Origin of the sequence: Marinobacter orientalis (assembly GCF_004792665.1) — a bacterium.
GTDB classification, from domain to species: Bacteria; Pseudomonadota; Gammaproteobacteria; order Pseudomonadales; family Oleiphilaceae; genus Marinobacter; species Marinobacter orientalis.
In genome coordinates, this window is record NZ_SRZX01000006.1 from 41,349 (window position 1) to 64,357 (window position 23,009).

The 23,009-nt window shown below is 59.0% G+C and carries 23 protein-coding genes; 20 read left to right on the forward strand and 3 right to left on the reverse strand.

Annotated features, from left to right (window positions below):
* Window positions 1-14 precede the first annotated feature (14 nt).
* From fliF to flhB, 17 genes are all read left to right on the forward strand, one after another.
* The gene (fliF, locus tag DIT72_RS14970; RefSeq protein WP_135956053.1) at window positions 15-1,715 is read left to right on the forward strand and encodes a flagellar basal-body MS-ring/collar protein FliF; all 1,701 of its coding nucleotides are present in this window, start codon (window positions 15-17) and stop codon (window positions 1,713-1,715) included.
* Window positions 1,708-2,748 (forward strand): flagellar motor switch protein FliG, encoded by a 1,041-nt coding sequence (gene fliG / locus DIT72_RS14975; protein ID WP_135956054.1) that lies wholly within the window; start codon window positions 1,708-1,710, stop codon window positions 2,746-2,748. The genes fliF and fliG overlap by 8 nt, the downstream gene beginning before the upstream one ends.
* A complete protein-coding gene (locus DIT72_RS14980) occupies window positions 2,748-3,629 on the forward strand; it encodes a flagellar assembly protein FliH (RefSeq protein WP_135956055.1) in 882 nt (293 codons plus the stop codon). The genes fliG and DIT72_RS14980 overlap by 1 nt, the downstream gene beginning before the upstream one ends.
* A complete protein-coding gene (gene fliI / locus DIT72_RS14985) occupies window positions 3,610-4,992 on the forward strand; it encodes a flagellar protein export ATPase FliI (protein ID WP_135956056.1) in 1,383 nt (460 codons plus the stop codon). The genes DIT72_RS14980 and fliI overlap by 20 nt, the downstream gene beginning before the upstream one ends.
* A complete protein-coding gene (gene fliJ / locus DIT72_RS14990) occupies window positions 4,992-5,432 on the forward strand; it encodes a flagellar export protein FliJ (protein WP_135956057.1) in 441 nt (146 codons plus the stop codon). Before fliI ends, fliJ begins: the two co-directional genes overlap by 1 nt.
* A gap of 124 nt (window positions 5,433-5,556) precedes the next feature.
* Complete coding sequence (locus DIT72_RS14995; RefSeq protein WP_135956058.1) at window positions 5,557-5,862, forward strand: STAS domain-containing protein; 306 nt, start codon at window positions 5,557-5,559, stop codon at window positions 5,860-5,862.
* Window positions 5,863-5,894: 32 nt separating this feature from the next.
* Complete coding sequence (locus DIT72_RS15000) at window positions 5,895-7,622, forward strand: ATP-binding SpoIIE family protein phosphatase (protein ID WP_135956059.1); 1,728 nt, start codon at window positions 5,895-5,897, stop codon at window positions 7,620-7,622.
* Window positions 7,623-7,654: 32 nt separating this feature from the next.
* Complete coding sequence (locus DIT72_RS15005; RefSeq protein WP_135956060.1) at window positions 7,655-7,999, forward strand: Hpt domain-containing protein; 345 nt, start codon at window positions 7,655-7,657, stop codon at window positions 7,997-7,999.
* A 107-nt stretch (window positions 8,000-8,106) separates the two neighbouring features.
* Window positions 8,107-9,285 (forward strand): flagellar hook-length control protein FliK, encoded by a 1,179-nt coding sequence (locus DIT72_RS15010; RefSeq protein WP_135956061.1) that lies wholly within the window; start codon window positions 8,107-8,109, stop codon window positions 9,283-9,285.
* Window positions 9,286-9,440: 155 nt separating this feature from the next.
* The gene (locus DIT72_RS15015; protein ID WP_135956062.1) at window positions 9,441-9,950 is read left to right on the forward strand and encodes a flagellar basal body-associated FliL family protein; all 510 of its coding nucleotides are present in this window, start codon (window positions 9,441-9,443) and stop codon (window positions 9,948-9,950) included.
* Between the two features lie 57 nt (window positions 9,951-10,007).
* The gene (gene fliM / locus DIT72_RS15020) at window positions 10,008-11,009 is read left to right on the forward strand and encodes a flagellar motor switch protein FliM (RefSeq protein WP_135956063.1); all 1,002 of its coding nucleotides are present in this window, start codon (window positions 10,008-10,010) and stop codon (window positions 11,007-11,009) included.
* On the forward strand, window positions 11,002-11,517 hold the full coding sequence (gene fliN / locus DIT72_RS15025; protein WP_135956064.1) for a flagellar motor switch protein FliN: 516 nt from the start codon (window positions 11,002-11,004) through the stop codon (window positions 11,515-11,517). The genes fliM and fliN overlap by 8 nt, the downstream gene beginning before the upstream one ends.
* A 25-nt stretch (window positions 11,518-11,542) precedes the next feature.
* Window positions 11,543-11,998: a flagellar biosynthetic protein FliO gene (gene fliO, locus DIT72_RS15030; protein ID WP_169450025.1), complete on the forward strand. Its 456-nt coding sequence runs from the start codon at window positions 11,543-11,545 to the stop codon at window positions 11,996-11,998.
* A gap of 1 nt (window position 11,999) precedes the next feature.
* Window positions 12,000-12,764: a flagellar type III secretion system pore protein FliP gene (gene fliP, locus DIT72_RS15035; protein ID WP_135956065.1), complete on the forward strand. Its 765-nt coding sequence runs from the start codon at window positions 12,000-12,002 to the stop codon at window positions 12,762-12,764.
* A gap of 14 nt (window positions 12,765-12,778) precedes the next feature.
* Window positions 12,779-13,048, forward strand: coding sequence for a flagellar biosynthesis protein FliQ (gene fliQ / locus DIT72_RS15040; protein WP_135956066.1), 270 nt, complete (start codon window positions 12,779-12,781; stop codon window positions 13,046-13,048).
* A 6-nt stretch (window positions 13,049-13,054) separates the two neighbouring features.
* A complete protein-coding gene (gene fliR, locus DIT72_RS15045; RefSeq protein WP_135956067.1) occupies window positions 13,055-13,837 on the forward strand; it encodes a flagellar biosynthetic protein FliR in 783 nt (260 codons plus the stop codon).
* A gap of 199 nt (window positions 13,838-14,036) precedes the next feature.
* The gene (gene flhB / locus DIT72_RS15050; protein ID WP_135956068.1) at window positions 14,037-15,173 is read left to right on the forward strand and encodes a flagellar biosynthesis protein FlhB; all 1,137 of its coding nucleotides are present in this window, start codon (window positions 14,037-14,039) and stop codon (window positions 15,171-15,173) included.
* A gap of 440 nt (window positions 15,174-15,613) precedes the next feature.
* Here flhB and DIT72_RS15055 read toward each other — a convergent pair whose 3' ends face one another.
* The 3 genes from DIT72_RS15055 to upp are packed head-to-tail and all read right to left on the reverse strand — an operon-like array spanning window position 15,614 to window position 18,346.
* Window positions 15,614-16,468: a class I SAM-dependent methyltransferase gene (locus tag DIT72_RS15055; RefSeq protein WP_135956069.1), complete on the reverse strand. Its 855-nt coding sequence runs from the start codon at window positions 16,466-16,468 to the stop codon at window positions 15,614-15,616.
* Complete coding sequence (locus DIT72_RS15060) at window positions 16,449-17,705, reverse strand: uracil-xanthine permease family protein (RefSeq protein WP_135956070.1); 1,257 nt, start codon at window positions 17,703-17,705, stop codon at window positions 16,449-16,451. Before DIT72_RS15060 ends, DIT72_RS15055 begins: the two co-directional genes overlap by 20 nt.
* A gap of 2 nt (window positions 17,706-17,707) precedes the next feature.
* Window positions 17,708-18,346 carry a uracil phosphoribosyltransferase gene (upp, locus tag DIT72_RS15065; RefSeq protein WP_135956071.1) on the reverse strand — a complete coding sequence of 213 codons (639 nt, stop codon included), beginning with the start codon at window positions 18,344-18,346 and terminating at the stop codon, window positions 17,708-17,710.
* Between the two features lie 256 nt (window positions 18,347-18,602).
* Between upp and flhA the strand changes: the two genes are divergently transcribed.
* The 3 genes from flhA to DIT72_RS15080 are packed head-to-tail and all read left to right on the forward strand — an operon-like array spanning window position 18,603 to window position 22,989.
* On the forward strand, window positions 18,603-20,771 hold the full coding sequence (flhA, locus tag DIT72_RS15070) for a flagellar biosynthesis protein FlhA (protein WP_135956072.1): 2,169 nt from the start codon (window positions 18,603-18,605) through the stop codon (window positions 20,769-20,771).
* Between the two features lie 60 nt (window positions 20,772-20,831).
* A complete protein-coding gene (gene flhF, locus DIT72_RS15075; protein WP_135956073.1) occupies window positions 20,832-22,130 on the forward strand; it encodes a flagellar biosynthesis protein FlhF in 1,299 nt (432 codons plus the stop codon).
* A 46-nt stretch (window positions 22,131-22,176) separates the two neighbouring features.
* Window positions 22,177-22,989 carry a MinD/ParA family protein gene (locus tag DIT72_RS15080; protein WP_135956074.1) on the forward strand — a complete coding sequence of 271 codons (813 nt, stop codon included), beginning with the start codon at window positions 22,177-22,179 and terminating at the stop codon, window positions 22,987-22,989.
* Window positions 22,990-23,009 lie beyond the last annotated feature (20 nt).

Consider the following 23,009-nt stretch of genomic DNA (forward strand, 5'->3'; position numbering starts at 1 on the left):
AGCGGAGCAGACCCATGGCCACTTTACCTGCCGAAACCTCATCCTCGAATATGCCCGCGTCGCGGGATGACGACACCGGCGAGAGCCGCAGTGATCTGATCTTCGGGTTTAATCGGCTGAACCTGCTGCGGCAGGTGGGGCTGATGGTCGGGCTTGCTGCCAGCGTCGCCCTTGGTGTTGCCGTGGTGCTCTGGGCCCAGGAACCCAATTACCAGCCCGTGGTGGGAGATATGTCCGGCTACAATCCCCGGGATGTCACCACCATCCTCGAGGCCAATGGTATCGATTACCGTATGGAGCCCCGCACCGGTGCCTTGCTTGTGCCTTCCGACGAGGTTTACAACGCCCGCTTGAAGCTGGCGGCCGAAGGTGTAACTGACGAGCAGACCATGGGCTACGAGATTCTTGACCAGGACCGCGGTCTGGGCACCTCCCAGTTCATGGAAACCATCAGCTTCCGCCGCGGCCTCGAGGGAGAGTTGGCCCGCACCATCGGCAGCATGCGAACGGTCAGGGCGGCGCGGGTTCATCTGGCCATCCCCGAGCGCTCGGTGTTCGTCCGGGATGCCCGTACACCAACGGCGTCTGTCTTTCTCGAAGTCGTTGCCGGCCGCCGCCTGGAGCAGGAACAGATTGCCTCGATTGTGAATCTGGTCGCCGGCAGCATTCCGGAAATGAGCAAGGACAATGTCACCGTGGTTGATCAGAGCGGCAATCTGCTGACTGGCCGCGAGGACAAGGGTGACAGCCGCCAGATGGAGGATCAGTACGACTTTACCGCCCGTGTCGAGGACCGGCTCACCCGCAGGGTGGCCTCTCTGATACGCCCCGTCGTTGGTGATGGCCGGTTCCGGGCCGAAGTTACAGCAGATCTCGACTTTTCCTCGGTGGAGCAGGCGGAGGAACTGTTCAATCCCGAGCAGCAGGCAGTACGCAGTGAGCGCCAGATGTCCGAACGACGCGTCGGCGGCGTCGCAGGCGGTATTCCCGGCGCCCTGGCCAATCAGCCACCGGCCCAGGCGACCGTGCCGGAGCAGGCCAACGGTAATGGGGAGGGCGAAGGCCAGGCAGCTCCGGTAAACGTGCGTGAGGAGTCAACCCGCAACTACGAAATGGACCGGACTGTCAGCTATGTCCGCCAGGAGCTTGGCGGCATAAAGCGCCTGTCGGTGGCGCTGGCCGTCGATGATATGAAGGTGGTGGATCCCCAGACCGGCGAGGTCAGCTATGAACCCTGGCCTGAACAGGAGTTGCAGCGGCTGACCATGCTGGTCCGTGATGCGGTGGGGTATTCAGCGGCCAGGGGCGACAGCGTTACCGTGATGAATACCGCATTTGCAGCGCAGGAGCAGGTAGAGTTCGAGGCCCCGGGATTCTGGGAACAGCCCTGGTTCTGGGACCTGATGAAGCAGGTGCTGGCAGGACTGGTGATCCTTGTGCTGGTGCTGGGGCTGCTGCGCCCGACTCTCAAAAGCCTGTCCGGCGGTGGCCGCAGCGAACGCAGGGGCGATTCCGACGATGGTGGCTACGAGGGGCTGGAGGGCATTGAGGGTGGCGACGCCATGCGGGAGGCCATGCATTCCCAGGATGATCTGCTTTTGCCCGGCGCAACAGACAGTTATGATAGGCAGCTGAATGCTTTGAAAGGCCTGATTGCGGAAGACCCGGCACGGGTCTCCCAGGTGATGCGCCAGTGGGTGAATGTCGATGACTGATGAGAACAACCTCCAGCCTGATGCGCCGCAAAAGCTCCAGCGGAAAATCCCGCGGGTAGAGCAGGCGGCAATCCTGCTGATGTCGCTGGGCGAAAACGACGCTGCCGAAGTGCTCAAGCATATGGGGCCGAAAGAGGTGCAGCGGGTCGGTGTGGCCATGGCCCAGATGAAAGACGTCAGCAAGGACGACGTTACCTACGTGCTCAACCAGTTCGTTGAGGCGGTTGGCGGCCAGACCGGCCTGGGTGTTGGCAATGATGACTACATCCGCACCATGCTCACCCAGGCACTGGGTGACGACAAGGCCTCCAGCCTGATTGACCGGATTCTCATTGGTGGTAACACCACCGGCCTGGATACCCTGAAGTGGATGGAGCCCCGTGCCGTGGGTGACATCATCCGCTATGAGCACCCGCAGATTCAGGCCATTGTCATTTCCTACCTTGATCCGGATCAGGCGGCCGAGATTCTGGGCACGCTGGATGACAAGGTGCGCCTGGACGTGATGATGCGTGTCGCATCCCTGGAAAGCATCCAGCCCCAGGCCCTGCAGGAACTCAACGACATCCTCGAGAAGCAGTTCTCCGGCGGCTCTGCTGCCCAGACCAGCCGCATTGGCGGGGTCAAGCGAGCCGCGGATATCATGAACTTCATGGACCGCAATATCGAAGGTGGCCTGATGGACTCCATCAAGGACATGGATCCTGACCTGGCTTCCACCATCGAAGACCTGATGTTTGTCTTCGATAACCTGAAAGACATCGAAGACCGCGGTATCCAGGCGCTCCTGCGAGAAGTTTCATCGGAAGTACTGGTGGTGGCTCTCAAGGGCGCGGACGATGGTGTCCAGGAGAAAATTTTCAAGAACATGTCCAAAAGGGCGGCGGAACTGCTGCAGGATGACCTGGAAGCCAAGGGGCCGGTGCGGGTCAGTGAAGTGGAATCTGCCCAGAAGGACATTATCACCATTGCCCGTCGTATGGCTGAAGCCGGTGAAATCACCCTCGGTGGTGCTGGCGAAGAAATGATGTGATGAAAGATCCCCGCCGCAATCTCGATCGCATCCCCAGGGAAAATCTCACCGCCTATGAGCGCTGGGAACTGCCGTTGCTGGATGCCCGGGGCAACGAAGTTGTCCAGGAAGAGGAGCGTGAGGTAAAGCCCCTGACCGCTGCCGACATCGACGAAATCCGGCAGGCTGCTCATGAAGACGGGCATACGGAAGGTCGGGAAGCGGGATATCAGGCCGGTTTTGATGAGGGTCGGGACAAAGGGTATCAGGAAGGGTATGAGGCAGGTCTGGCAGAAGGCCGCGAGCGGGGAAGCGAACTGGGTCTGGCGGAAACCCGCAAGGAAGTGGACACCAAGCTGGACCGGCTGGAGCATTTGCTGGGCGAATTGCTGATTCCCATCCAGCGCCACGAAGACGAAGTGGAAATCGCCCTGATGAACCTGACTACGGCGCTTGCCCGTGCTGTGGTGTTTCGCGAGCTGTCGCTGGACTCGTCCCATATCGCTGAAGTAGTCCGTCGCGCCATGGCGTCGCTGCCTTCAACGACCGAAAACGTGCGCATTCATATCCATCCTGACGATTATCAGTGGGTCAGCGAGATTGCCGGGAAGTTCGAGGCAGTCACGTCCATTTTGGAAGATGCGGCAGTTCTGCGGGGTGGCTGTAAGCTGGAAACCCGCCACAGCCTGGTGGACTTCACCGTGGAAAAGCGGTTCCAGAAAGCCGTTCAGGGGATGCTGGACAAACAGCTGGATACCGAAAAAACCGGTGAGGCCGAAGAAATCGATGCCATGATGAGCGACCTCACCGACTTCCAGCATGGCGTACTTGATTCCGGCGAGGACAGGGATGCAGGCAAAGGCAAAGGTGAGGGAGAGGGCGATGACGGCACATCTGGCTGAACGCCTCGCAAGATTGCAGTCCTGTTTCACCGAAGCACCACAACCGGAACTTTCCGGCCGGCTGACGCGGATGGTCGGCCTCACCCTTGAGTGTGTGGGTTGTCCCATGGTGGTGGGTGACCGCTGCGTGATTACCGGGCAGGGTGCCGGCACCGTGGAAGCGGAGGTGGTGGGTTTTGAGGATGATCGCGTCTATCTCATGCCGCTGACCGCCATTGAAGGATTGCGTCCCGGGGCCAGAGTGGTGCCGTTATCGGCCGCCAGCCGGGTGCCGGTCGGACCAGAACTGCTGGGGCGGGTGGTGAACGGTAACGGCGAGCCGCTTGATGGCAAGGGGCCGTTGCAGGCAGAAGCCCGCGTGTCGCTGAGTGGCGATATCATCAACCCGCTGGACCGGGCCCCGGTTCGCCAGTCCATGGATGTGGGCATACGGGCAATCAATGCGTTGATGACGGTGGGTCAGGGGCAGCGCCTGGGGCTGTTCGCCGGCAGTGGTGTCGGCAAAAGTGTGTTGCTGGGCATGATGACCCGTTTTACCGACGCGGATATAACCGTGGTCGGGCTGATCGGTGAGCGCGGCCGCGAGGTAAAGGAATTTATTGAGGATATTCTGGGAGATGAGGGCCTGGATCGCTCCGTGGTGGTGGCCTCTCCCGCCGACGACTCGCCACTGATGCGGCTGCGCGCCGCCATGCTGACTACCCGAATTGCGGAGTATTATCGGGATCAGGGTAAGCGGGTGCTGTTGTTGATGGACTCCCTCACCCGCTATGCCCAGGCCCAGCGTGAAATTGCGCTTGCGGTGGGCGAGCCGCCTGCCACCAAGGGCTACCCGCCCTCGGTGTTCGCAAAGTTGCCACAACTGGTGGAAAGAACCGGCAATGGTCGCCCCGGTGGTGGCTCGATAACCGCGTTCTATACCGTGCTGACGGAAGGTGACGATCAGCAGGACCCCATTGCCGATGCCGCAAGGGCCATTCTGGACGGTCACATTGTGCTGTCCCGCCGGCTGGCGGAAGAGGGACACTATCCCGCCATCGATGTCGAGGCGTCGATCAGCCGCGTCATGCCCCAGGTAACGCAGCCAGAGCACTTCGCCCGCGCCCAGCGTTTCAAACAGGTCTACTCCCGCTACCAGCAGGCCCGGGATCTGATCAGCGTTGGCGCCTACGTGAAGGGGTCGGATCCGGAAACCGATTTTGCCATTGCCCACATCGCCAACATGGGGCAGTTTCTGCAACAGGGGTTGAATGAAAGCGCCCCCCTTGAGGAAAGTATCCAGCAACTGCTGGCGGTAGTGCCGGAAAGGCGCTCGCCCGACCGCGCCAAAATCCCGCCATCCGTTGCCCGGGGGAATAACTGATGTTGCGATCACAGCGTCTGGCAGTGGTACTGACACTTGAGGAGCGCAAGGAAAAAACCGCTCTTGAAAAAATGGCGGAGGCCGGGCAACACTACGAGGCCCAGCGCCAACAGATAGAAAACCTGGAGCGTTACCAGAAGGAGTACCGGGACCAGATACGAAGTAATCAGCAGGGCGTGGTGCCAGTCGCCAGGCTACAGGGCTGGCAGGCTTTCATCGCTCAACTGGATCAGGTGATTGGCCAGCAACAGAAACTGCTTGAGCAGGCGGAAGACCGGCTTCGGGTGCGCAGGGAGGAGTGGCAACAGGCCTGGGAACGGCGCCGTGGGATGGAAAAGTATATTGAAACCTGCCGCCGGCAGGAGCAGCGGGAGCAGGACCTGAGGGAACAGAAACAGATGGACGAGGCCGCCGGGCGACTTCTGTCAAGGCGACGCTAAAAGGTGTGGCTGAGATATGTAATACGGAGGCAAATCCGGTATGGTGGACTATCCTTTAATGCAGGATGCCCCCGAGGCTTACGCTGTTCCCTGTTACACTCTCGCAATTCATGGAGGCTCCGTAATGCCGATTCAGACGCATCGCAGTGAGGACGGTAAGACCCTGACCATAAAAATCGAGGGTCGCTTCGACTTCAGTACCCATCAGGCCTTTCGTGATGCCTATGAACATGGTGATGAAAACGTAACGAACTTTGTGGTGGACCTTTCCGACACGACCTACCTCGACAGCTCGGCGCTGGGTATGCTGCTGTTGCTCAGAGATTACGCAGGTGGTGACAGTGCGAAAATCCGCATCGAAAACTGCAACAGCGACGTGCGCCGTATACTGTCCATATCCAATTTCGATCAGTTGTTTTCGATTCGCTGAATCACCACATCGCAGGGCTGCGGAGGTTCGCCGTGGATCATTCACTCTCGGACAGTCGGCCGCTGAGAATTCTGATTGCCGACGATAGTGACAGTGACCGTCTGATTCTCAAAACCCTTCTCCGCCGTCTTGGCCATGAGGTTGAAGACGCAAAAAATGGTAAGGACGCTGTCGATATTTTCCGCCGGTCCGGCGCAGACATCGTGCTGCTGGATGCATTGATGCCGGTTATGGACGGAATGGAGGCCGCCCATCACATCAAGGCTCTGGCCGGAGAGCGTCTGGTACCGCTTATCTTTATGACCTCCCTGTCCGATGCCGACGCACTGGCCCGCTGTCTGGAAGCCGGTGGTGACGATTTTCTGACGAAGCCCTACAACCGCGTCATCATTGAAGCGAAGATCAATGCGTTCAACCGCATGAGGCTGATGCACCGGACCCTGAGCCAGCATCGCGATCTGATCCACGACCGCAACCGCCAGCTTCTTGAAGAACAGGAAGTTGCCAAGCGGGTATTCGATAATGTCGCCCACACCGGCTGTCTGAACGCGCCGAATATTCGCTATCACGCCTCTCCCATGTCCATTTTTAACGGCGACGTTCTCTTCGCCTGTCCGCGCCCCGCGGGGGGCATGCAGATACTGGTTGGCGACTTTACCGGCCATGGACTGCCTGCCGCAGTCGGTGCCTTGCCGGTGGCCGAGATTTTCTACGGCATGACCAGCAAGGGCTTCAGCGGCAGCGACGTGCTGCGGGAGATCAACCAGAAGCTGGTGCGGATCCTGCCTACCGGAATGTTTTGTTGCGCAGCGATGATTCAGGCAGATTTTCACCTCAATCAGTTGCAGGTATGGAACGGAGGGCTGCCGGATGGCGTCCTGATAAGAAAGGATGGAATGTTTGAGAGCATTGTATCCCGGCATCTGCCGCTGGGTGTGCTTGGCGCTGCGCGTTTCGATGCCCGAACGGAGGTGTTTCGCACCGAGCCGGGGGATACTCTGCTGATGATGACCGATGGTGTTATGGAAGCCGAGAATCAATACGGCGAAATGTACGGGGAAGAACGTCTGAAGCAGTCGCTTGATGACAGCGGCAGTGGCGGTTCAGCTTTCGACGCGGTGATGGCGGGCATTAATGCGTTCACCGGCAGGCAACCTGAGCAGGATGACGTAACCTTGCTGTCTTTGCAGATGGTGAAGGAGGCCGAGCTGGTCGGGGTGTCGGACCGGCTACCGCAGTCGGCACTGGAAGGTCCCGCGGAATGGCACTGTGTTTATGAGATCCGTGACCGTTCGCTGGCACAGTTCAACCCGCTGCCATTGCTGCTCCATATCTGTATGGAGGTGCCGGGATTGCGCCGCAAGAGTGGCGAGATCTACACATTGTTATCAGAGCTTTATACCAATGCCCTGGAGCACGGTGTATTGGGCCTGTCTTCGCACTGGAAGGCAACGCCCGAGGGGTTCGGTCGCTATTATGCCGAGCGGGAGCGGCGTTTGAAGTCGGTATCGGAGCACTATGTCCGGTTTACCCTGACCCATACCACGACTGACCGGGGCGGCCAGCTAACCATCGTGTGCGAAGACAGTGGCAGTGGATTCGATTATCTTGATCCGTTCACTGTCACTGACGAGGGTGGTTATTCCGGACGGGGGCTGATGCTGCTACGCAAGCTGGGGCACTCCCTCAACTTCCGGGAACAGGGCACCCGGGCGGAAATCGTATACGACTGGGATTTTTCTGAGGTCGCTGCCCGGTAGGGCAGTACCAACACATAAAAAGGGAGTTGGCCATGACAGACAAGCCACACCTTGACCAGGAAGCACTGGCCGAGTTGCAGGATGTGATGGAGGATGAGTTCGATATCCTGATCAACACTTACATCATGGATTCCTCCGATCGCATCGCTCACCTGCGTTCGGCCCTGGAACAGGAGGACGCGGACAGGTTTTCCAGGTCCGCACACAGCTTCAAGGGCAGTTGCATCAATATTGGCGCGCCCAGGTTGGGCGAACTCTGCTCTGAGGCTGAAAAGGCCGGGCGTAGCAACCGCCTGAGTGAAGCCGCTGTCATGGTCGAAGCCATTGAAAACGAATTCCGGCAGGTAGAGGACAGTCTCCGACGGTTTCTGGAATAGCAATACAGAATGACACCGCTGTTGCCCGGAATGGCATCGCTTTTGCTAAATACTCTGGTAGCGCAGAAAAATGCGCTCCGATCAGCAAAAAGCGGCAAGAGGTTGCCATGTCCCAAATGGTTCTTCCCCAGACATCCCCGCAGGGGCCGCAGTCCGATAAGGGCGTAAAGCCGGCTCCGGGCGGCCGTGAAAAAAACGGTGACAGTGATTTTGATACTGTTTCCCGTTCCGAGCAGCAGCGGCTCGACCAGAAACAGACCGAAAAACGGGAGCAGGCGCATACTGACGAGAATGCCCGTAACGAGGCGGCGCGCCCGGAAAAGAGCAGCGACAGCCGCGCGGATGATCACAAGCAAGCCACCGCGGCAACGGCAACCGGCAACAACGGCGACAGTGCCGGGGCCGAAGAGGTCATTCGGCAAGGCAATACTGATGAGACATTGCCGGAAGAGGGCATGCCACTGACCTTTGCCGGCCTTCAGGCTTTATTGATGCCGGCCAGCGGCATTGATGGCGGTACTCTGCCGTCAGCGCCAGGGCCAAACGGGGGCCAGGCCGGCGCTAATGGCGTAATGCCGGGGATGCAGGCGTTTGCCGGAATCATGCCGGGACTGCCTGGCGCAGCCGGCAGTAAACCCGGCCAGGGGGCGCAGGGTGCCGGGACAGGAGCCGGGATGGCCCTGACCGAAGCGCTGATGTCTGGCGTCGCTGCTGACACCAGCCGTACCCAGGAAACACCGCCGGTTCAGGGGGGCATTCGGTTTCAGGCAGCGGCAGAACTGGCCAGCCAGCAGCTGACCGGTCCCGACACTGCAAAGCTGCCAGCTGACGTAGCTGCCTTGCGGGGGTATACCACTTCCATCGATGTACCGGTCAATCATGCGGAGTGGGGCGACAAGCTGGTTGGCAAGCTGACCTGGCTGACGGCGCGCAATATGTCTGTCGCGGAAATACATCTGACACCACCGGATATGGGACCTATGGAAGTGCGCGTCCAGGTTCAGCAGGAACAGGCCAATATCACCGTGCATTCGGCCAACCCGGCTGTACGGGACCAGCTGGAACTTCACAGCCATCGCCTCCGGGATATGTTGAACGAGCAGGGGCTGTCTCTTGAACAGTTCGATGTATCCGACTCCCCGCAGCAACAGGCAGGGGAGAACGGCGCCGATGAAAATAACGGGAAAGGCAGCGGTGCTTTGGCAGACACGGGCGGCCAGGATCAGGACCTGCAACCCGATTCCCTGGATCTGACCTGGAAAGGCGAAGTTGATATCTTTGCCTGAGCGAATTTGCTTCCCGCGTAATTCTTCTTTTGCCCATCCTCCGCAGCAACGCTAGACTGCTCTCCGGATAAGGAGGATGGGGGAAACCTGGCCCGTCCTTTGCTTATATCTTCATATAAACTGTCCGGTTGACGGATTTCTGGCAGAAGCACGTTATGGCTGAAGATAATGCGCCCGCGGCGGCGCCGGCAAAGAAAGGCAGACTCAAGCTTGTTTTACTGCTGGTACTGGTAGTTATTCTGGCTATCGGGCTTTCTGTGGCCGGAACAATGTGGTTCCTGGGGGGAAGCATTCCCGGACTCACGGGTGGTGACGAGAAAGTGGAGACGGAGCAGGCCGAGGTCTTTGTCCCCAGCACCTATACCGTGTTGCAAAAGGCGCTGGTCACAACAGTACAGGCTGAGGGTCGGCAGCGTTACGCGCAGGCTCATCTTGCTTTCGAAGCGGATAATCCGCAGGCGTTGGCGGCCGCCCGCCAGCACATGCCATTGTTGCGCAGCCGGCTGATCGGTGTGCTGGGGGACCGGAATTTTGATGAGTTGCAGACACCCGAAGGCCGGCAGGCGCTGGCCGCTGATATGCTGATGGCGGTCAACAGCGCTCTCGAACAGGAGGGAGAGCCTCCGTTGCTACGGGTGCTGTTCAGGAATTTTGTCGTTCAATAACTGCAACAGATAGCGCAATACAGCCCGGCCAGGGCGGACACGGGGGCAGAGAAACGTATGCAGGACTTACTGTCACAGGACGAAATCGACGCGCTCCTCCACGGTGTGGACGACGGCGATATCGATACCTACGAGGAAGCCGACGAAGCCGGTATCAAGTCCTACGATCTCGCCAGCCAGGATCGTATCGTCCGTGGCCGGATGCCAACGCTTGAAATGATCAACGAGCGTTTTGCCCGTTATACCCGCATCAGTCTTTTCAATCTGTTGCGTCGCAATGCCGATGTGTCCACCGGTGGTGTTCAGATCATGAAGTTCGGGGAATACATCCACACCCTGTATGTGCCCACCAGCCTGAACCTTTGCAAGGTTCGCCCACTTCGGGGCACCTCGCTGTTTGTGCTTGATGCCAAGCTGGTGTTCAAACTGGTGGACAACTTCTTTGGCGGCGAGGGCCGCCACGCCAAGATCGAGGGCCGCGAATTCACGCCCACGGAAACCCGCATCGTGCAGATGGTGCTGGACCAGGTTTTCCACGACATGCGGGAAGCCTGGCATGCCGTGCTGAAGGTGGATTTCGAGTACCTCAGCTCCGAGGTGAACCCGGCCATGGCCAACATTGTCAGCCCCAGCGAGGTGGTGGTGGTCAGCACCTTCCATATCGAACTGGATGGCGGTGGCGGAGAGCTGCACATGGCGCTGCCTTACTCGATGATCGAGCCGATCCGGGATGTGCTGGACGCGGGTGTCCAGAGTGATATTGATGATGTCGACGAGCGCTGGGTCAGCGCTCTCCAGGAGGACATCAAGGAAGTCAACGTTCCCATCAATACCACGGTGTGCAGGCGCCGCATTTCCCTGCGCGAGATTGCCAAGCTGAAAGAGGGTGACATTATCCCGGTGGAAATCCCCGAGTTACTGACCCTGACTGCCAACGGCATCCCCATCTACAAAGCCACGATGGGCACCCGCGATGGCAAGCTGGCACTGAGAATTCATGAGCGGGCAACCGTGCCCAAGCTGAAAAAGCAACTGAAGGTGGGACGCAGCAATGGCTGATGACGACAAGAAAAACGGGCAGGAGCTCAGTGAGGACGAGAAGCTCGCTGCCGAGTGGGAATCTGCCATGGAAGAATCTGGCGATGCCGACGACGATCGCGAGGATGAATGGGCGGCTGCAATGGCGGAAGCCGGTGAAACCGATGACGGCGATGAGTCCAGTGGTGGTAGCAGGGACAATGTCCGTGCCGCGCCCATGGAAGAATTTCCGGAAGGATCGAACTTCACTCAGGGCACCGGCCCGGCGCCGGATCTGGACGTTATTCTCGATATTCCGGTCGTTATTTCCATGGAAGTTGGCAACACCCAGATTCCGATTCGCAACCTGTTGCAGCTGAACCAGGGCTCGGTGATTGAACTGGACCGTCTGGCGGGCGAGCCGCTGGATGTGCTGGTTAACGGAACTCTTATTGCCCATGGCGAGGTGGTGATGGTCAACGAAAAGTTCGGCATCCGCCTGACGGACGTGATCAGCCCCGGCGAACGCATCAAGCGGTTGCAGAAGTGATATGGCGTTGCTATCCGGTCTCCTGATGCGCAACACGGTTACCGCGCTTTTGCTGACGCTGCTGGTACCGGCCCTGGCAACAGCCCAGGAGCAGGAAACCCCCGCGCAGGAAGTGACATCAGCACCCGATACCCTGATCACCATGCTGACCCTGGGTGTCGGCCTGCTGGCGGTGCTCGCCCTTATTTTCGGTTGTGCCTGGATAGTGCGGCGCATGGGCGGAATGACCGGAGGCAATAGCCGCGCCATCAAGGTGGTCTCGGTGATGGCCATGGGGACACGGGAGCGGGTAGCACTGATCGAAGTAGGCGGTACCCAGATACTGGTAGGTGTCACTCCCTCCACAATCCGCACTCTCCATGTATTCGACGAACCCGTAGTCAGCGCCGGTGATCCTGTATCCGGTGATTTTGCCCGCAAGCTACAGGGTATGATCGGCAAGTCCTGGGGCTCCGGGCCTTCATCGAAGGAAGATTCCTGAGATGTTGGCGCATGTGTCGGGGCGGGGCCTGGCGTTACTGGTACTTGTGTTTCTCACCACCTGGGCGCCAGCCACGCTGGCGGATATTCCGGGTATTCCCGCCTTTACGGTAACGCCGGGAGAGGAAGAGGGCGTCCAGGAATACTCGGTATCGTTGCAGATCCTGGCGCTGATGACCGCGCTGACCTTCCTGCCTGCGATGCTGATGATGATGACTTCGTTTACCCGCATCATCGTGGTGTTTGCGATACTGCGCCAGGCCCTTGGCCTGCAGTCCACGCCGTCCAACCAGATCCTTCTGGGCCTGACACTCTTTCTCACGATTTTCATCATGAAGCCGGTTCTGGAAGAGGTGAACGAAGTGGCCCTTCAGCCCTATATGCAGGAGGAGCTGTCTTCGCTGGAAGCCGTGGAACAGGCCAGTCAGCCGTTCCGCGACTTCATGCTGGCCCAGACACGGGAGAGCGACCTGGGGCTGTTCATGCGGATTGCCGATGAGCAATACGACTCCGCCGAGGACGTCTCTTTCTGGGTGCTTTTGCCGGCCTTCGTGACCAGCGAGCTGAAAACCGCCTTCCAGATCGGTTTCATTCTGTTCATTCCGTTTCTCATTATCGACATGGTGGTCGCCAGCGTGCTGATGGCCATGGGTATGATGATGCTGTCGCCGATCATCATATCGCTGCCGTTCAAAATCATGCTGTTTGTACTGGTAGACGGCTGGGCGCTGATCATGGGCACCCTCGCCGCCAGTTACGGGATATAGGGGGGTATGCACCCATGACGCCTTCAACCGTGATCGATATCCTGCGCGAAGCGCTGTGGATGATCGTGCTGCTATCAAGCCTGATAATCGGCCCCGGCCTGGTCATTGGCCTGGTGGTCAGCACCTTCCAGGCCGCCACCCAGATTAACGAACAGACCCTGAGTTTTCTGCCGCGCCTGCTGATCACCCTGATCACCATCATTGTTGCCGGCCCCTGGATGCTGACCCAATTGCTTGATCACGCGGAACGGCTGATCACCAGCATTCCTTACCTGATCGGCTGACCGGACATGCCCACGGAAATACCGGCCGACCTGATTAGCCAGTGGATTGGGCAACACCTGTGGCCGCTGTTCCGCCTGGCCAGCTTCATGATGGTGATCCCCTTTATCGGGACCCAACTGGTCCCTGCACGGGTCCGCCTGGGACTGGCGTTGCTGATTACCATCCTGGTGGTACCGATGATCCCGCCGGTACCCCAGGTGGATCCCTTCAGTGCAGATGCGGTCATAATAACTCTCCAGCAGATTCTGATCGGCGTCGGTATGGGCTTCGCCCTTACCGCGCTGTTCCAGTTATTCGTGGTGGCCGGACAGATGATCGCCATGCAGATGGGCCTCGGCTTCGCCTCCATGGTCGACCCCGCCAACGGCATAAACGTGCCCGTACTGGCGCAGATTTACACCATCACCATCACCCTGCTGTACCTGGCCATGAACGGACACCTGGTGGCTTTCGAAGTGTTCATCGAAAGCTTCCGCACCCTTCCCATCGGTCTTGAAGGCCTGGGACAGAGGGGCGTCTGGGAACTGGCACACCGCATCAGCTGGATGTTCGTATCCGCAGTGCTGCTGGCGCTGCCGGCAGTAACCGCGGTATTCATCGTCAACATCTCCTTCGGCGTAATGACCCGCGCCGCCCCCCAGATGAATATTTTTGCCCTTGGCTTCCCGATTGGCCTGATTTTTGGATTATTTGCCATATGGGTACTGCACGCCAATTTTCTGCCGCACTTCGAGCAGTACACCAGGGAAACGTTCGAATTCATGCGAAACCTGCAGGGCCAGCCGTAACCGTTAACCATCAAATGACAGGAAAGATGGTATTGAGGCGGATTTGACGCTGGAGTTCGCAGAGGGCGGTGGGGATGGCTATCCAAAACTGTGCGGAGCCATGGATGGCGGAGCTCAAGCGCCACATGGATGTGCCGAAGGAGCGTGTTTTGGATAGCCATCCCCACCGACCGACACACCAGAGCTAAGACAGCAAAACATGGCCGAAGAAAACGACAACAGCCAGGAAAAAACCGAAGAGGCCACCCCCCGAAGGCTTGAAAAAGCCAAGGAGGATGGCCAGACCGCGCGCTCCAAGGAACTGGCCACCATGGCCGTCCTGATAGCTGGCGCCGGCGGCCTGCTGGTGTTCGGAGCGTCAATGGGCGCTGCCATGGAAAGCATCATGCGGGACAGCTTCATCATCGAACGCTCCGCCATCTTCGACACCCGGCACATGAGCGTCCAGCTGATAGCGTCGGCGAAAGAAGCTGCCTGGTCTCTCGCACCGCTACTCATCCTGCTGCTGATTGCCGCCGTCGCCGGCTCCATCGGCATCGGCGGCCTGCTGGTCAGCGGCAAGGCCATTGCTCCGAAGCTTAATCGCATGGACCCGCTCAAAGGCCTGAAGCGCATGTTCTCCGTGCGCTCACTGATCGAACTGGTCAAAGCCATCCTCAAAGTAGGCCTGGTCATGGCTGTGGCCATCCTGATTCTCAACCTGCGCACCGAAGACCTGCTCAGCATCTCCGAAGAACCGGCCAGGTCCGCCATGGAACACGTGCTGTGGACCCTGGGCTGGAGCTTTTTCATCCTCGCCTGTGCCACCATCGTCATTGCCGCCATCGACGTGCCGTTCCAGATCTTCGATCACCAGAAAAAGTTGCGCATGACCAAGCAGGAAGTGAAAGACGAGTACAAGGACACCGAAGGCAAACCGGAAGTGAAAGGCAAAATCCGCCAGCTGCAGCGTGAAATGGCCCAGCGCCGGATGATGCAGGACGTGCCCGGCGCGGACGTGGTGATCACCAACCCGACCCATTACGCGGTGGCGCTGAAATACGACCAGAACAAAATGGCAGCGCCGATTGTGGTAGCGAAAGGCTCTGACGAGACCGCCTTCAAGATTATGGAGATCGCCCGTGAGAACAAGGTGGATATCCTCCGCACGCCGCCGCTGACTCGCGCTGTCTATCACAATACCGAAGTGGGCGGTGAAATCCCGGATGGCCTGTATATGGCCATTGCCCAGGTTCTGGCCTATGTGTTCCAGCTCCGCCAGTTCCGCAAGGGGCGCGGGCAGAAGCCCCATGTTCCGGATTTTCCGATTCCTTCGGATTTGCGGCGGGATGTTTGAGTTTTGCCTGCTTTTAGACCTGATAGTTGTGGGGGATGTGATTCGTCGGGTGGGCTTTCCAAAACACGCTCAAGCACATCTATGTGGCGCTTGGGCTGCGCCATCCATGGCTCCGCACAGTTTTGGAAAGCCCACCCGACGAACCACTTCCGGCCTCACAGATATCGCCAGAACGTAGGTCGGATCAGCGAAGCGTAATCCGACATCATGAGTCCGTATCAATGACATTTGTCGGATTACGCTTCGCTAATCCGACCTACGGGTGCAGGTTATGTTGCCTGCGATAACGCCGTTGTTCGAGAGGGTGTGGGAAAGGGGCTCCCAAAAACGTGGAGCGCCAGGGATGGCGCGACCGAGCCCTACATGGATGTATTTACGGGCGTTTTTTGGGAGCCCCTTTCCCACACCCGCCGCCACCGAAAAGGCAGGCTACAAGCGGCTCAGGGCCAGGCCTCAATAACCCTGACCATAGGATCATTACGGCTCTCAGGAATCGGAAGGCGGTCATAATAATCGGCAGGGTTGTGAATCGCCACGGACGGAAAGCCGCAAAGGGTCAAGTGCTCAGTGGCTTGCTGATCGTCCATGAAATGAAAGCTGACATCACTTCGCGTAACCGATCCCAGCAGGCCACCGAGAGCTTTCAGGGTGCCGCGCAGCAGTGGCTGGCCTGGCATCAGGTAGCTTTCGCACAGATACACCGAGCCCGGGCGCTGTTGCATCAGCCGGGCCAGGCGTTGCCAGAATTCTGAAATGACCGGCAGGGAAAAGTAGCTGGTCAGGCCCTCGGTGACAACAACCATGGGTTCGTTGTTATCGAAAGCTCTCTCCACCACTGCCTCTATTGTCTGCTCGCCGGACGCCGCCAGAATATCGACGGGCATGATCTGGTGGTTGGCACCCAGGCGACCAGCCACCAGCAACCTTGCCGCCTTGCGGGTGGCCATGTCGGGCAGGTCGGCTTCCACCATGTGGAGCTGTGGGTGTCTGTCCCGTAAGCGGATGCCACGGGGTGACATCCCGCAGGCGATTTCCAGCACCTGGGTAACACCGCCTTCGAGGGCCTGTTCGATCAGGTGGTCGATGATCAGGTGTCGCTGCAGCAGGAAGGTGCGGATGTTACCGCCGATAAAGGCCTTGCTGGCGGCTTCAAACGGGGTCATCAGGTGATAGAGCCATCGGCCCCGATCAGTGGCGAGAACGTCATCAGAGAGCCCGTGCCGGTGCCAGACGGCACCGGTGTAGAGGGCGGTAAAGCTGATGCCCGAGCTGTCTTTAGAGGGTGTCGTGTTCATGAATCTTTTTACCCCATGCTTCACCCGCGCCGGGAAGGACCAGGTTCAGGGCAATGGCGACCACGGCACTGAGGGCAATGCCTTCCATGTTGCCAATTGCCATGCCGCCAATACCGAATACCAGGGTGATGGCCACAATGACCAGGTTGCGGGCCTGTGACAGGTCCACCTGGTGGCGGATCAGGGTATTGAGGCCCACCACGGCAATCGAGCCGAACAGCAGGCACAGGATGCCACCCATCACCGGTGCCGGTATCGTCTGCAGTGCGGCGCCGAACTTGCCCACAAAGGCCAGTACAATGGCGATACAGGCGGCCCATATCATCACTTTCGGATTGAAGTTTCTGGTCAGTACCACGGCGCCGGTGACTTCGGAGTAGGTGGTGTTGGGCGGGCCACCGAGGGCTGCCGCCGCGCTGGTGGCCAGTCCGTCTCCGAGAAGAGTCCGGTGCAGGCCCGGCTTCTCCAGGTAGTTTTTGCGGGTAACGGTGCCGATAGCCAGGACGTCGCCGATGTGCTCAATCGCTGGCGCGATGGCCACAGGAATCATGAACAGGATGGCTGCCCAGCTGAATTCCGGTGCCACGAAATTGGGGATGGCGAACCAGGGTGCCTCGGTAATGGGGGACAGGTCCACGATGCCGGCAATGGCCGAAAGTATGTAACCCACGATAATGCCGAACATGATCGGAATGAGCCGGAAAATGCCACTGGACCAGACTGCCGTGATAACCGTAACCGCCAGGGAAATCATCGCGATCCAGACGGCGGTGTCGTAGGGCACCAGTTGCTCGGCGCCATCGCCGGTGCGCCCGGAGGCCATATGTACGGCGACCGGGGCGAGGCCCAGGCCGATTACCATGATCACCGGACCGATAACGACGGGTGGCAGCAGTCGGGTGACAAAACCGTTACCGCGCAGGCGTATAGCACCACTGAGGATAATGTAGAGAATGCCGGCAGCCATCAGGCCACCGAGGGTTTCCTCAAGGCCGAAGCGGCCCTTGGCAGCAATGATGGGGGCGATAAACGCAAACGAAGACGCCAGGAAAATGGGAATCTGGCCGCCGGTGACAATGTGAAAAATCAGGGTGCCAATACCGGCGGTAAACAGGGCAACGTTGGGGTCCAGGCCGGTGATCAGCGGCATCAGCACCAGTGCGCCAAACGCCACCAGCAACATCTGCGAGCCGGCAATGGCCTGCTTCCAGACCGGGTCGTTCAGGTGGTCCTGCATGCTCAGACGTCCTTCTGCTTGGTGCCGAAAATCTTGTCACCGGCATCACCAAGGCCGGGGAGAATATAGCCTTTGTCATTCAGCCGCTGGTCAATAGACGCGGTATAGATGGACACATCCGGGTGTTTCTCCAGCACCTTTTCAATGCCTTCCGGTGCGGCCACCAGCACCAGCGCGCGTATTTCGTTACTGCCTGCCTTTTTCAGCAGGTCGATGGTGGAAATCATTGAGCCGCCGGTCGCCAGCATGGGGTCCACGATCATCGCCATGCGCTGGTCCAGCTCGCCCACCAGCTTCTCGAGGTAGGTGCTGGCCTCCAGGGTTTCTTCATTCCTTATCTGGCCGACAACACTGACCCGGGCGCCCGGGATCAGGGTCAGTACCCCGTCGAGCATGCCCAGGCCTGCCCGCAGGATAGGAACGATGGTGATTTTCTTGCCCTGGATCTGTTCAATGTCCACCGGGCCGGCCCAGCCCTGAATGGTTTTCTGCTGGAGCGAGAAATCCTGGGTGGCCTCGTAGGTCAGCAGGGCGCCTATTTCCTGGGCCAGCTCACGGAAATTCTTGGTGCTGATATCGGCGCGGCGCATGAGGCCGAGTTTGTGGCGGATCAGCGGGTGTTTCACCTCGTGGATTGGCATGGGGCTCACCTTTTTAGCTAGCGGTCTGTCTGTGTCTGGCTACTGTCTGCGTCTGGATTCCGGATGTCCGCGCGGCGGCAGCGGCCGGCAAATGGCGCAAGGATACCGTATATCGACAGGTCCGTCAGGCATGATGAACAGAAAAGCCGTAAGGGCTGGTACGGATCTTGCCAATATCCCTCCAATCGATGCGTTGGCGTCAAAAAAACCACCTGCGAATGGTCGCGGTTAACGGTATACCGGAGAGTTTTAGGGCATGGACCGAGCGTTAGTCCTCAATAATGTCAAATCCCTGACGCGGGGTAATCTGGGTGTTCCCATTATGCTGATGGGGCTGCTGGGCATGATGATATTGCCCATGCCGGCGTTCATGCTGGACGTGTTCTTTACCTTTAACATCACCCTGTCCATCGTGATTCTGCTGGTGTGTGTGTACGCCCTGCGCCCGATGGAGTTCGCATCCTTTCCGACCGTTCTGCTGGTAGCCACTCTGCTGAGGCTGGCGCTCAACGTTGCCTCCACGCGGATTGTGCTGCTCAACGGCCATGAGGGCGGGGATGCCGCCGGTAAGGTGATTGAATCCTTCGGTGCGGTGCTGATTGGTGGAAACTATGCCGTTGGCCTGGTGGTGTTCGCCATCCTGATGATCATCAACTTCCTGGTGGTGACCAAGGGTGCCGGCCGGGTGTCGGAGGTCAGCGCACGCTTTACCCTGGATGCCATGCCCGGCAAGCAGATGGCCATCGATGCGGATCTGAATGCCGGCCTGATTAACCAGGAGGAGGCCAAGCACCGTCGTTCCGAGATCGCTCAGGAGGCGGATTTCTACGGTTCCATGGACGGTGCCAGCAAGTTCGTCAAGGGCGATGCGGTCGCCGGCCTGCTGATCCTGGCGATCAACCTGATTGGTGGTATTGCCATCGGCATGCTGCAGCATGGGCTGGATTTTGCCACCGCCACCCAGAACTACGCATTGCTGACCATTGGTGATGGCCTGGTGGCGCAGATTCCATCGCTGTTGCTGTCCACTTCCGCCGCCATCATGGTTACCCGGGTAACCTCCAGCCAGGACATGGGCGGCCAGATACTGCAGCAGATGTTCAATGCGCCCAAGGCCCTGGCGATTGCGGCGGTCATCCTGCTTATTCTCGGCCTGATTCCGGGCATGCCCCATGTGGCTTTTCTTGGTCTTGGTGCCATTTCCGGTGCCATCGCCTGGTACATCTGGCAGGAGGAGCGCCAGACCGTCGAGGAGGACGGTGCGTTCCCGGTCAGGGGTGGCGGCGCGAGACCGGCAGGGCGGGATCTTCCCTCGGGTGGTGATGTTGCTGACCAGGGCGCCCAGCTCCCTCCGCCGGGGGAGACCCGTGAACTGGGTTGGGATGATGTGGCCACGGTGGACATTGTTGGCCTGGAAGTGGGGTATCGGCTGATTCCTCTGGTCGACAAGTCCCAGGGCGGGCAGTTGCTCAGTCGGATAAAAGGCGTACGCAAGAAGCTTTCCCAGGATCTTGGTTTCCTGATGCCGTCGGTTCACATTCGCGACAATCTGGATCTGATGCCCAACGTGTATCGCATTACCCTGATGGGCGTAACCATTGCGGAAGCCGAGATCCATCCCGATCGCGAACTGGCCATCGATCCCGGCCAGGTATTCGGCAAGATCGAGGGTATCGAAGGAAAAGACCCTGCTTTCGGTCTGGATGCCAGCTGGATCGAACCGGACAAGAAAGACCAGGCGCAGACCCTGGGCTACACCGTGGTCGATGCCAGCACGGTGGTCGCGACCCACCTCAACCAGATCCTGCAGAAGCACGCCCATGAATTACTGGGCCACGAGGAAGTCCAGAAGTGGCTGGACCAGCTGGAAAAAGCCTCTCCGAAGCTGGCGGAAGAGCTGGTCCCTACCACCGTCTCCATCAGCCTGCTGCTGAAAGTGTTGCAGAACCTGCTGAAAGAAGAAGTGCCGATCCGCGATATGCGCTCGATCGCCGAAGCCATCGTCAATGTTCACCCCAGGAGCCAGGACCCGAAACTGCTGACCACGGTAGCCCGTCAGTCGCTCCGGCGGATGATTGTCCAGAGCATTTGCGGCAACGACGCAGAAATCCCGGTTATCACCCTGGATCCGGATCTGGAACAGTTATTGCTTAAGTCCATGCAGCAGAGTCAACAATCCGGCGGTCAGGAAGACATCGGGCTGGTACTGGAGCCGAACATGGTCGAGAAGCTCCAGCGTTCACTCCAGGACAGTGTCCAGCGCCAGGAGATGCTGGGCAAGCCGGCGATACTGCTGGTGTCCGGGCCGCTGCGGCCGGTGCTGGCGAAGTTTGCAAGCTTCGGGGTAGAGCGCTTGCACGTATTGTCGTACCAGGAAATTCCGGATAACAAACAGATCACCATTGTGGCATCCGTAGGCCAGTAAGGCTCGCGGACAGCAGGGCGGAAGGCGCCACAGAGCGCTGACCGGGGAGGGAGAGTCATCATGAAAGTAAAACGGTTTTTTGCCCAGAGCATGGCAGAGGCACTGCGCCAGGTGCGGGACCAGATGGGGCCCGAAGCGGTGATTCTGTCCAACCGTCGTGTGGATGGCGGTGTCGAAATTGTGACAGCGCTGGATTATGACGAAAACATGGCGCGTCAGCAGTTGGGAGATGCCGCGCGGCAAGCGACCAATGGCTCCAGGCTGGCAGAACTCCAGGCGGAACAGCACCGCCGCCTGGAGGATGAACTTGGCCGTTCCAGGGAGCGTATCCGCGAGGTCCGGGAAAAACGTGCGCTGTCAGATAGCCGGAATAATGGCGCGTACGCGGGCGATATCCGACCGGCAGCCGATATGGCCGGCGCCAGCGACATGGTGCCGGAAGAAACCGCAGTCGCGAATCCGGCCTATTCCGGTGAGCTGGCCCAGATGCGCGCTGAAATCAGCTCCCTGAGGGATCTGGTCAGCGGTCATCATCGTGGAGCCGAGCCTGAAAAAACGGCGGTGAATGCCGTGCAGCAACGTTTGGCCGAGCGGCTGCAGGAATTCGGTCTGGGCCACGAACTTGCCGGTTCACTGTCCCGCCGCCATCGTGCCGGGCGCCTTGAGGACGGCTGGAAACAGTCCCTGAAAATGCTGGCCGCCGGGGTGAAAACCGCCCGTACCGAGTGGGCCGAGGAAGGGGGCGTCTATGCACTGGTAGGGCCCACCGGTTCCGGCAAGACCACCACCATCGGCAAACTTGCGGCCCATTACGTGCTTGCCCATGGTGCCGACTCGCTGGCGCTGGTGACCACTGACCGCTACCGGGTGGCTGCCCATGAACAACTGTTCGTATTCGGTCGCATCCTCAATGTGCCCGTCAGGGTGGTGGATGAGTCGCACTCACTCGATGATATACTGGATGAGTTGTCGGACCGGCATCTTGTGCTGATTGATACTGCCGGGCTGACCAGTACCGACAAAGGCTACGAGGAGCAACTTACGGAGCTGGCACGCAGCCACCACCGGATTCGCACCCATCTGGTCGTTTCCGCAACCAGTCAGCCGCGCATCATGAAATCCGTCTGGCATTGCTATAAGATGGCAAATCTCTCCGGCTGCGTTATGACGAAAATTGATGAAGCGCTGACCCTGGGAGAAGCGCTGGGATTTGTCATGGAAACGGGATTGCCGGTGGCGTATTACACCGATGGACAGAAAATCCCGGAAGACCTGCACCATGCCGAGGCTGTTCCGCTGGTGCGGCTGGCCGTGGAGAGGCTGAAAAAACTCCAGCAGCAAGAGGCAGTCGCTGTTTAGCAACAACACAGCCTGCGGTTAAACGTGGCAAGAGATCAGGATCAGTATGAGCAAACCACATCCGGTACAGGTGATCGCGATTTCTGGCGGGAAGGGGGGCGTCGGCAAAAGTAACGTTGCTGTAAACCTTGGCATTGCGCTTTCACAGATGGGGCGGCGTGTCGTGTTGCTTGATGCCGATCTTGGTCTCGGCAATATCGATGTATTGCTTGGAATTACCGCCAACCGCAACATCCAGGACGTCATTTCCGGCGAATGCGACCTGCGTGATGTGCTGGTAAACGGCCCGGGCGGAATCAGGATTGTGCCGGCCTCCTCCGGCACCCAGCGTATGACGCAGCTGTCCTCGTTTGAGCATGCCGGCCTGATCAATGCCTTCAGTGAGCTGGGCGACCAGATCGATGTGCTGATTGTGGATACTGCAGCCGGAATATCCGAGTCTGTGGTCAGCTTCCTCCGTGCTTCCCAGGAACTGTTACTGGTCGTTTGTGACGAGCCCACTTCCATCACCGACGCTTACGCACTGATCAAACTGATGAATCGCGATTACGGCACCAATCGCTTCCGCATCCTGGCAAATCAGGTCCGTAATGAACAGGAAGGCCGCCATCTGTTTGAAAAACTGACCAGAGTGACCGAGCGTTTCCTGGATGTGGCGCTGCAATATGTGGGTATAGTGCCTTACGACGAGGCTGTGAAAAAGTCAGTTCAGCGCCAGCGCGCCGTGCTCGATGCCTATCCCCGTGCCAAGGCATCGCTCGCCATCAAGAGCCTGGCGGAGAAGGTTGACAGCTGGCCGTTGCCGCAGTCGCCGCGCGGGCACCTGGAATTCTTTGTGGAGCGGCTCGTCGAAGTCTGATTTTGATCCTGTCACCGAAA

Coding starts and splice junctions, on each gene's coding strand:
- fliF (WP_135956053.1), top strand. CDS start 15: ATGGCCACTTTACCTGCCGAAACCTCATCCTCGAATATGCCCGCGTCG.
- fliG (WP_135956054.1), top strand. CDS start 1,708: ATGACTGATGAGAACAACCTCCAGCCTGATGCGCCGCAAAAGCTCCAG.
- DIT72_RS14980 (WP_135956055.1), top strand. CDS start 2,748: ATGAAAGATCCCCGCCGCAATCTCGATCGCATCCCCAGGGAAAATCTC.
- fliI (WP_135956056.1), top strand. CDS start 3,610: ATGACGGCACATCTGGCTGAACGCCTCGCAAGATTGCAGTCCTGTTTC.
- fliJ (WP_135956057.1), top strand. CDS start 4,992: ATGTTGCGATCACAGCGTCTGGCAGTGGTACTGACACTTGAGGAGCGC.
- DIT72_RS14995 (WP_135956058.1), top strand. CDS start 5,557: ATGCCGATTCAGACGCATCGCAGTGAGGACGGTAAGACCCTGACCATA.
- DIT72_RS15005 (WP_135956060.1), top strand. CDS start 7,655: ATGACAGACAAGCCACACCTTGACCAGGAAGCACTGGCCGAGTTGCAG.
- DIT72_RS15010 (WP_135956061.1), top strand. CDS start 8,107: ATGTCCCAAATGGTTCTTCCCCAGACATCCCCGCAGGGGCCGCAGTCC.
- DIT72_RS15015 (WP_135956062.1), top strand. CDS start 9,441: ATGGCTGAAGATAATGCGCCCGCGGCGGCGCCGGCAAAGAAAGGCAGA.
- fliM (WP_135956063.1), top strand. CDS start 10,008: ATGCAGGACTTACTGTCACAGGACGAAATCGACGCGCTCCTCCACGGT.
- fliN (WP_135956064.1), top strand. CDS start 11,002: ATGGCTGATGACGACAAGAAAAACGGGCAGGAGCTCAGTGAGGACGAG.
- fliO (WP_169450025.1), top strand. CDS start 11,543: ATGCGCAACACGGTTACCGCGCTTTTGCTGACGCTGCTGGTACCGGCC.
- fliP (WP_135956065.1), top strand. CDS start 12,000: ATGTTGGCGCATGTGTCGGGGCGGGGCCTGGCGTTACTGGTACTTGTG.
- fliQ (WP_135956066.1), top strand. CDS start 12,779: ATGACGCCTTCAACCGTGATCGATATCCTGCGCGAAGCGCTGTGGATG.
- fliR (WP_135956067.1), top strand. CDS start 13,055: ATGCCCACGGAAATACCGGCCGACCTGATTAGCCAGTGGATTGGGCAA.
- flhB (WP_135956068.1), top strand. CDS start 14,037: ATGGCCGAAGAAAACGACAACAGCCAGGAAAAAACCGAAGAGGCCACC.
- DIT72_RS15055 (WP_135956069.1), bottom strand. CDS start 16,468: ATGAACACGACACCCTCTAAAGACAGCTCGGGCATCAGCTTTACCGCC.
- DIT72_RS15060 (WP_135956070.1), bottom strand. CDS start 17,705: ATGCAGGACCACCTGAACGACCCGGTCTGGAAGCAGGCCATTGCCGGC.
- upp (WP_135956071.1), bottom strand. CDS start 18,346: ATGCCAATCCACGAGGTGAAACACCCGCTGATCCGCCACAAACTCGGC.
- flhA (WP_135956072.1), top strand. CDS start 18,603: ATGGACCGAGCGTTAGTCCTCAATAATGTCAAATCCCTGACGCGGGGT.
- flhF (WP_135956073.1), top strand. CDS start 20,832: ATGAAAGTAAAACGGTTTTTTGCCCAGAGCATGGCAGAGGCACTGCGC.
- DIT72_RS15080 (WP_135956074.1), top strand. CDS start 22,177: ATGAGCAAACCACATCCGGTACAGGTGATCGCGATTTCTGGCGGGAAG.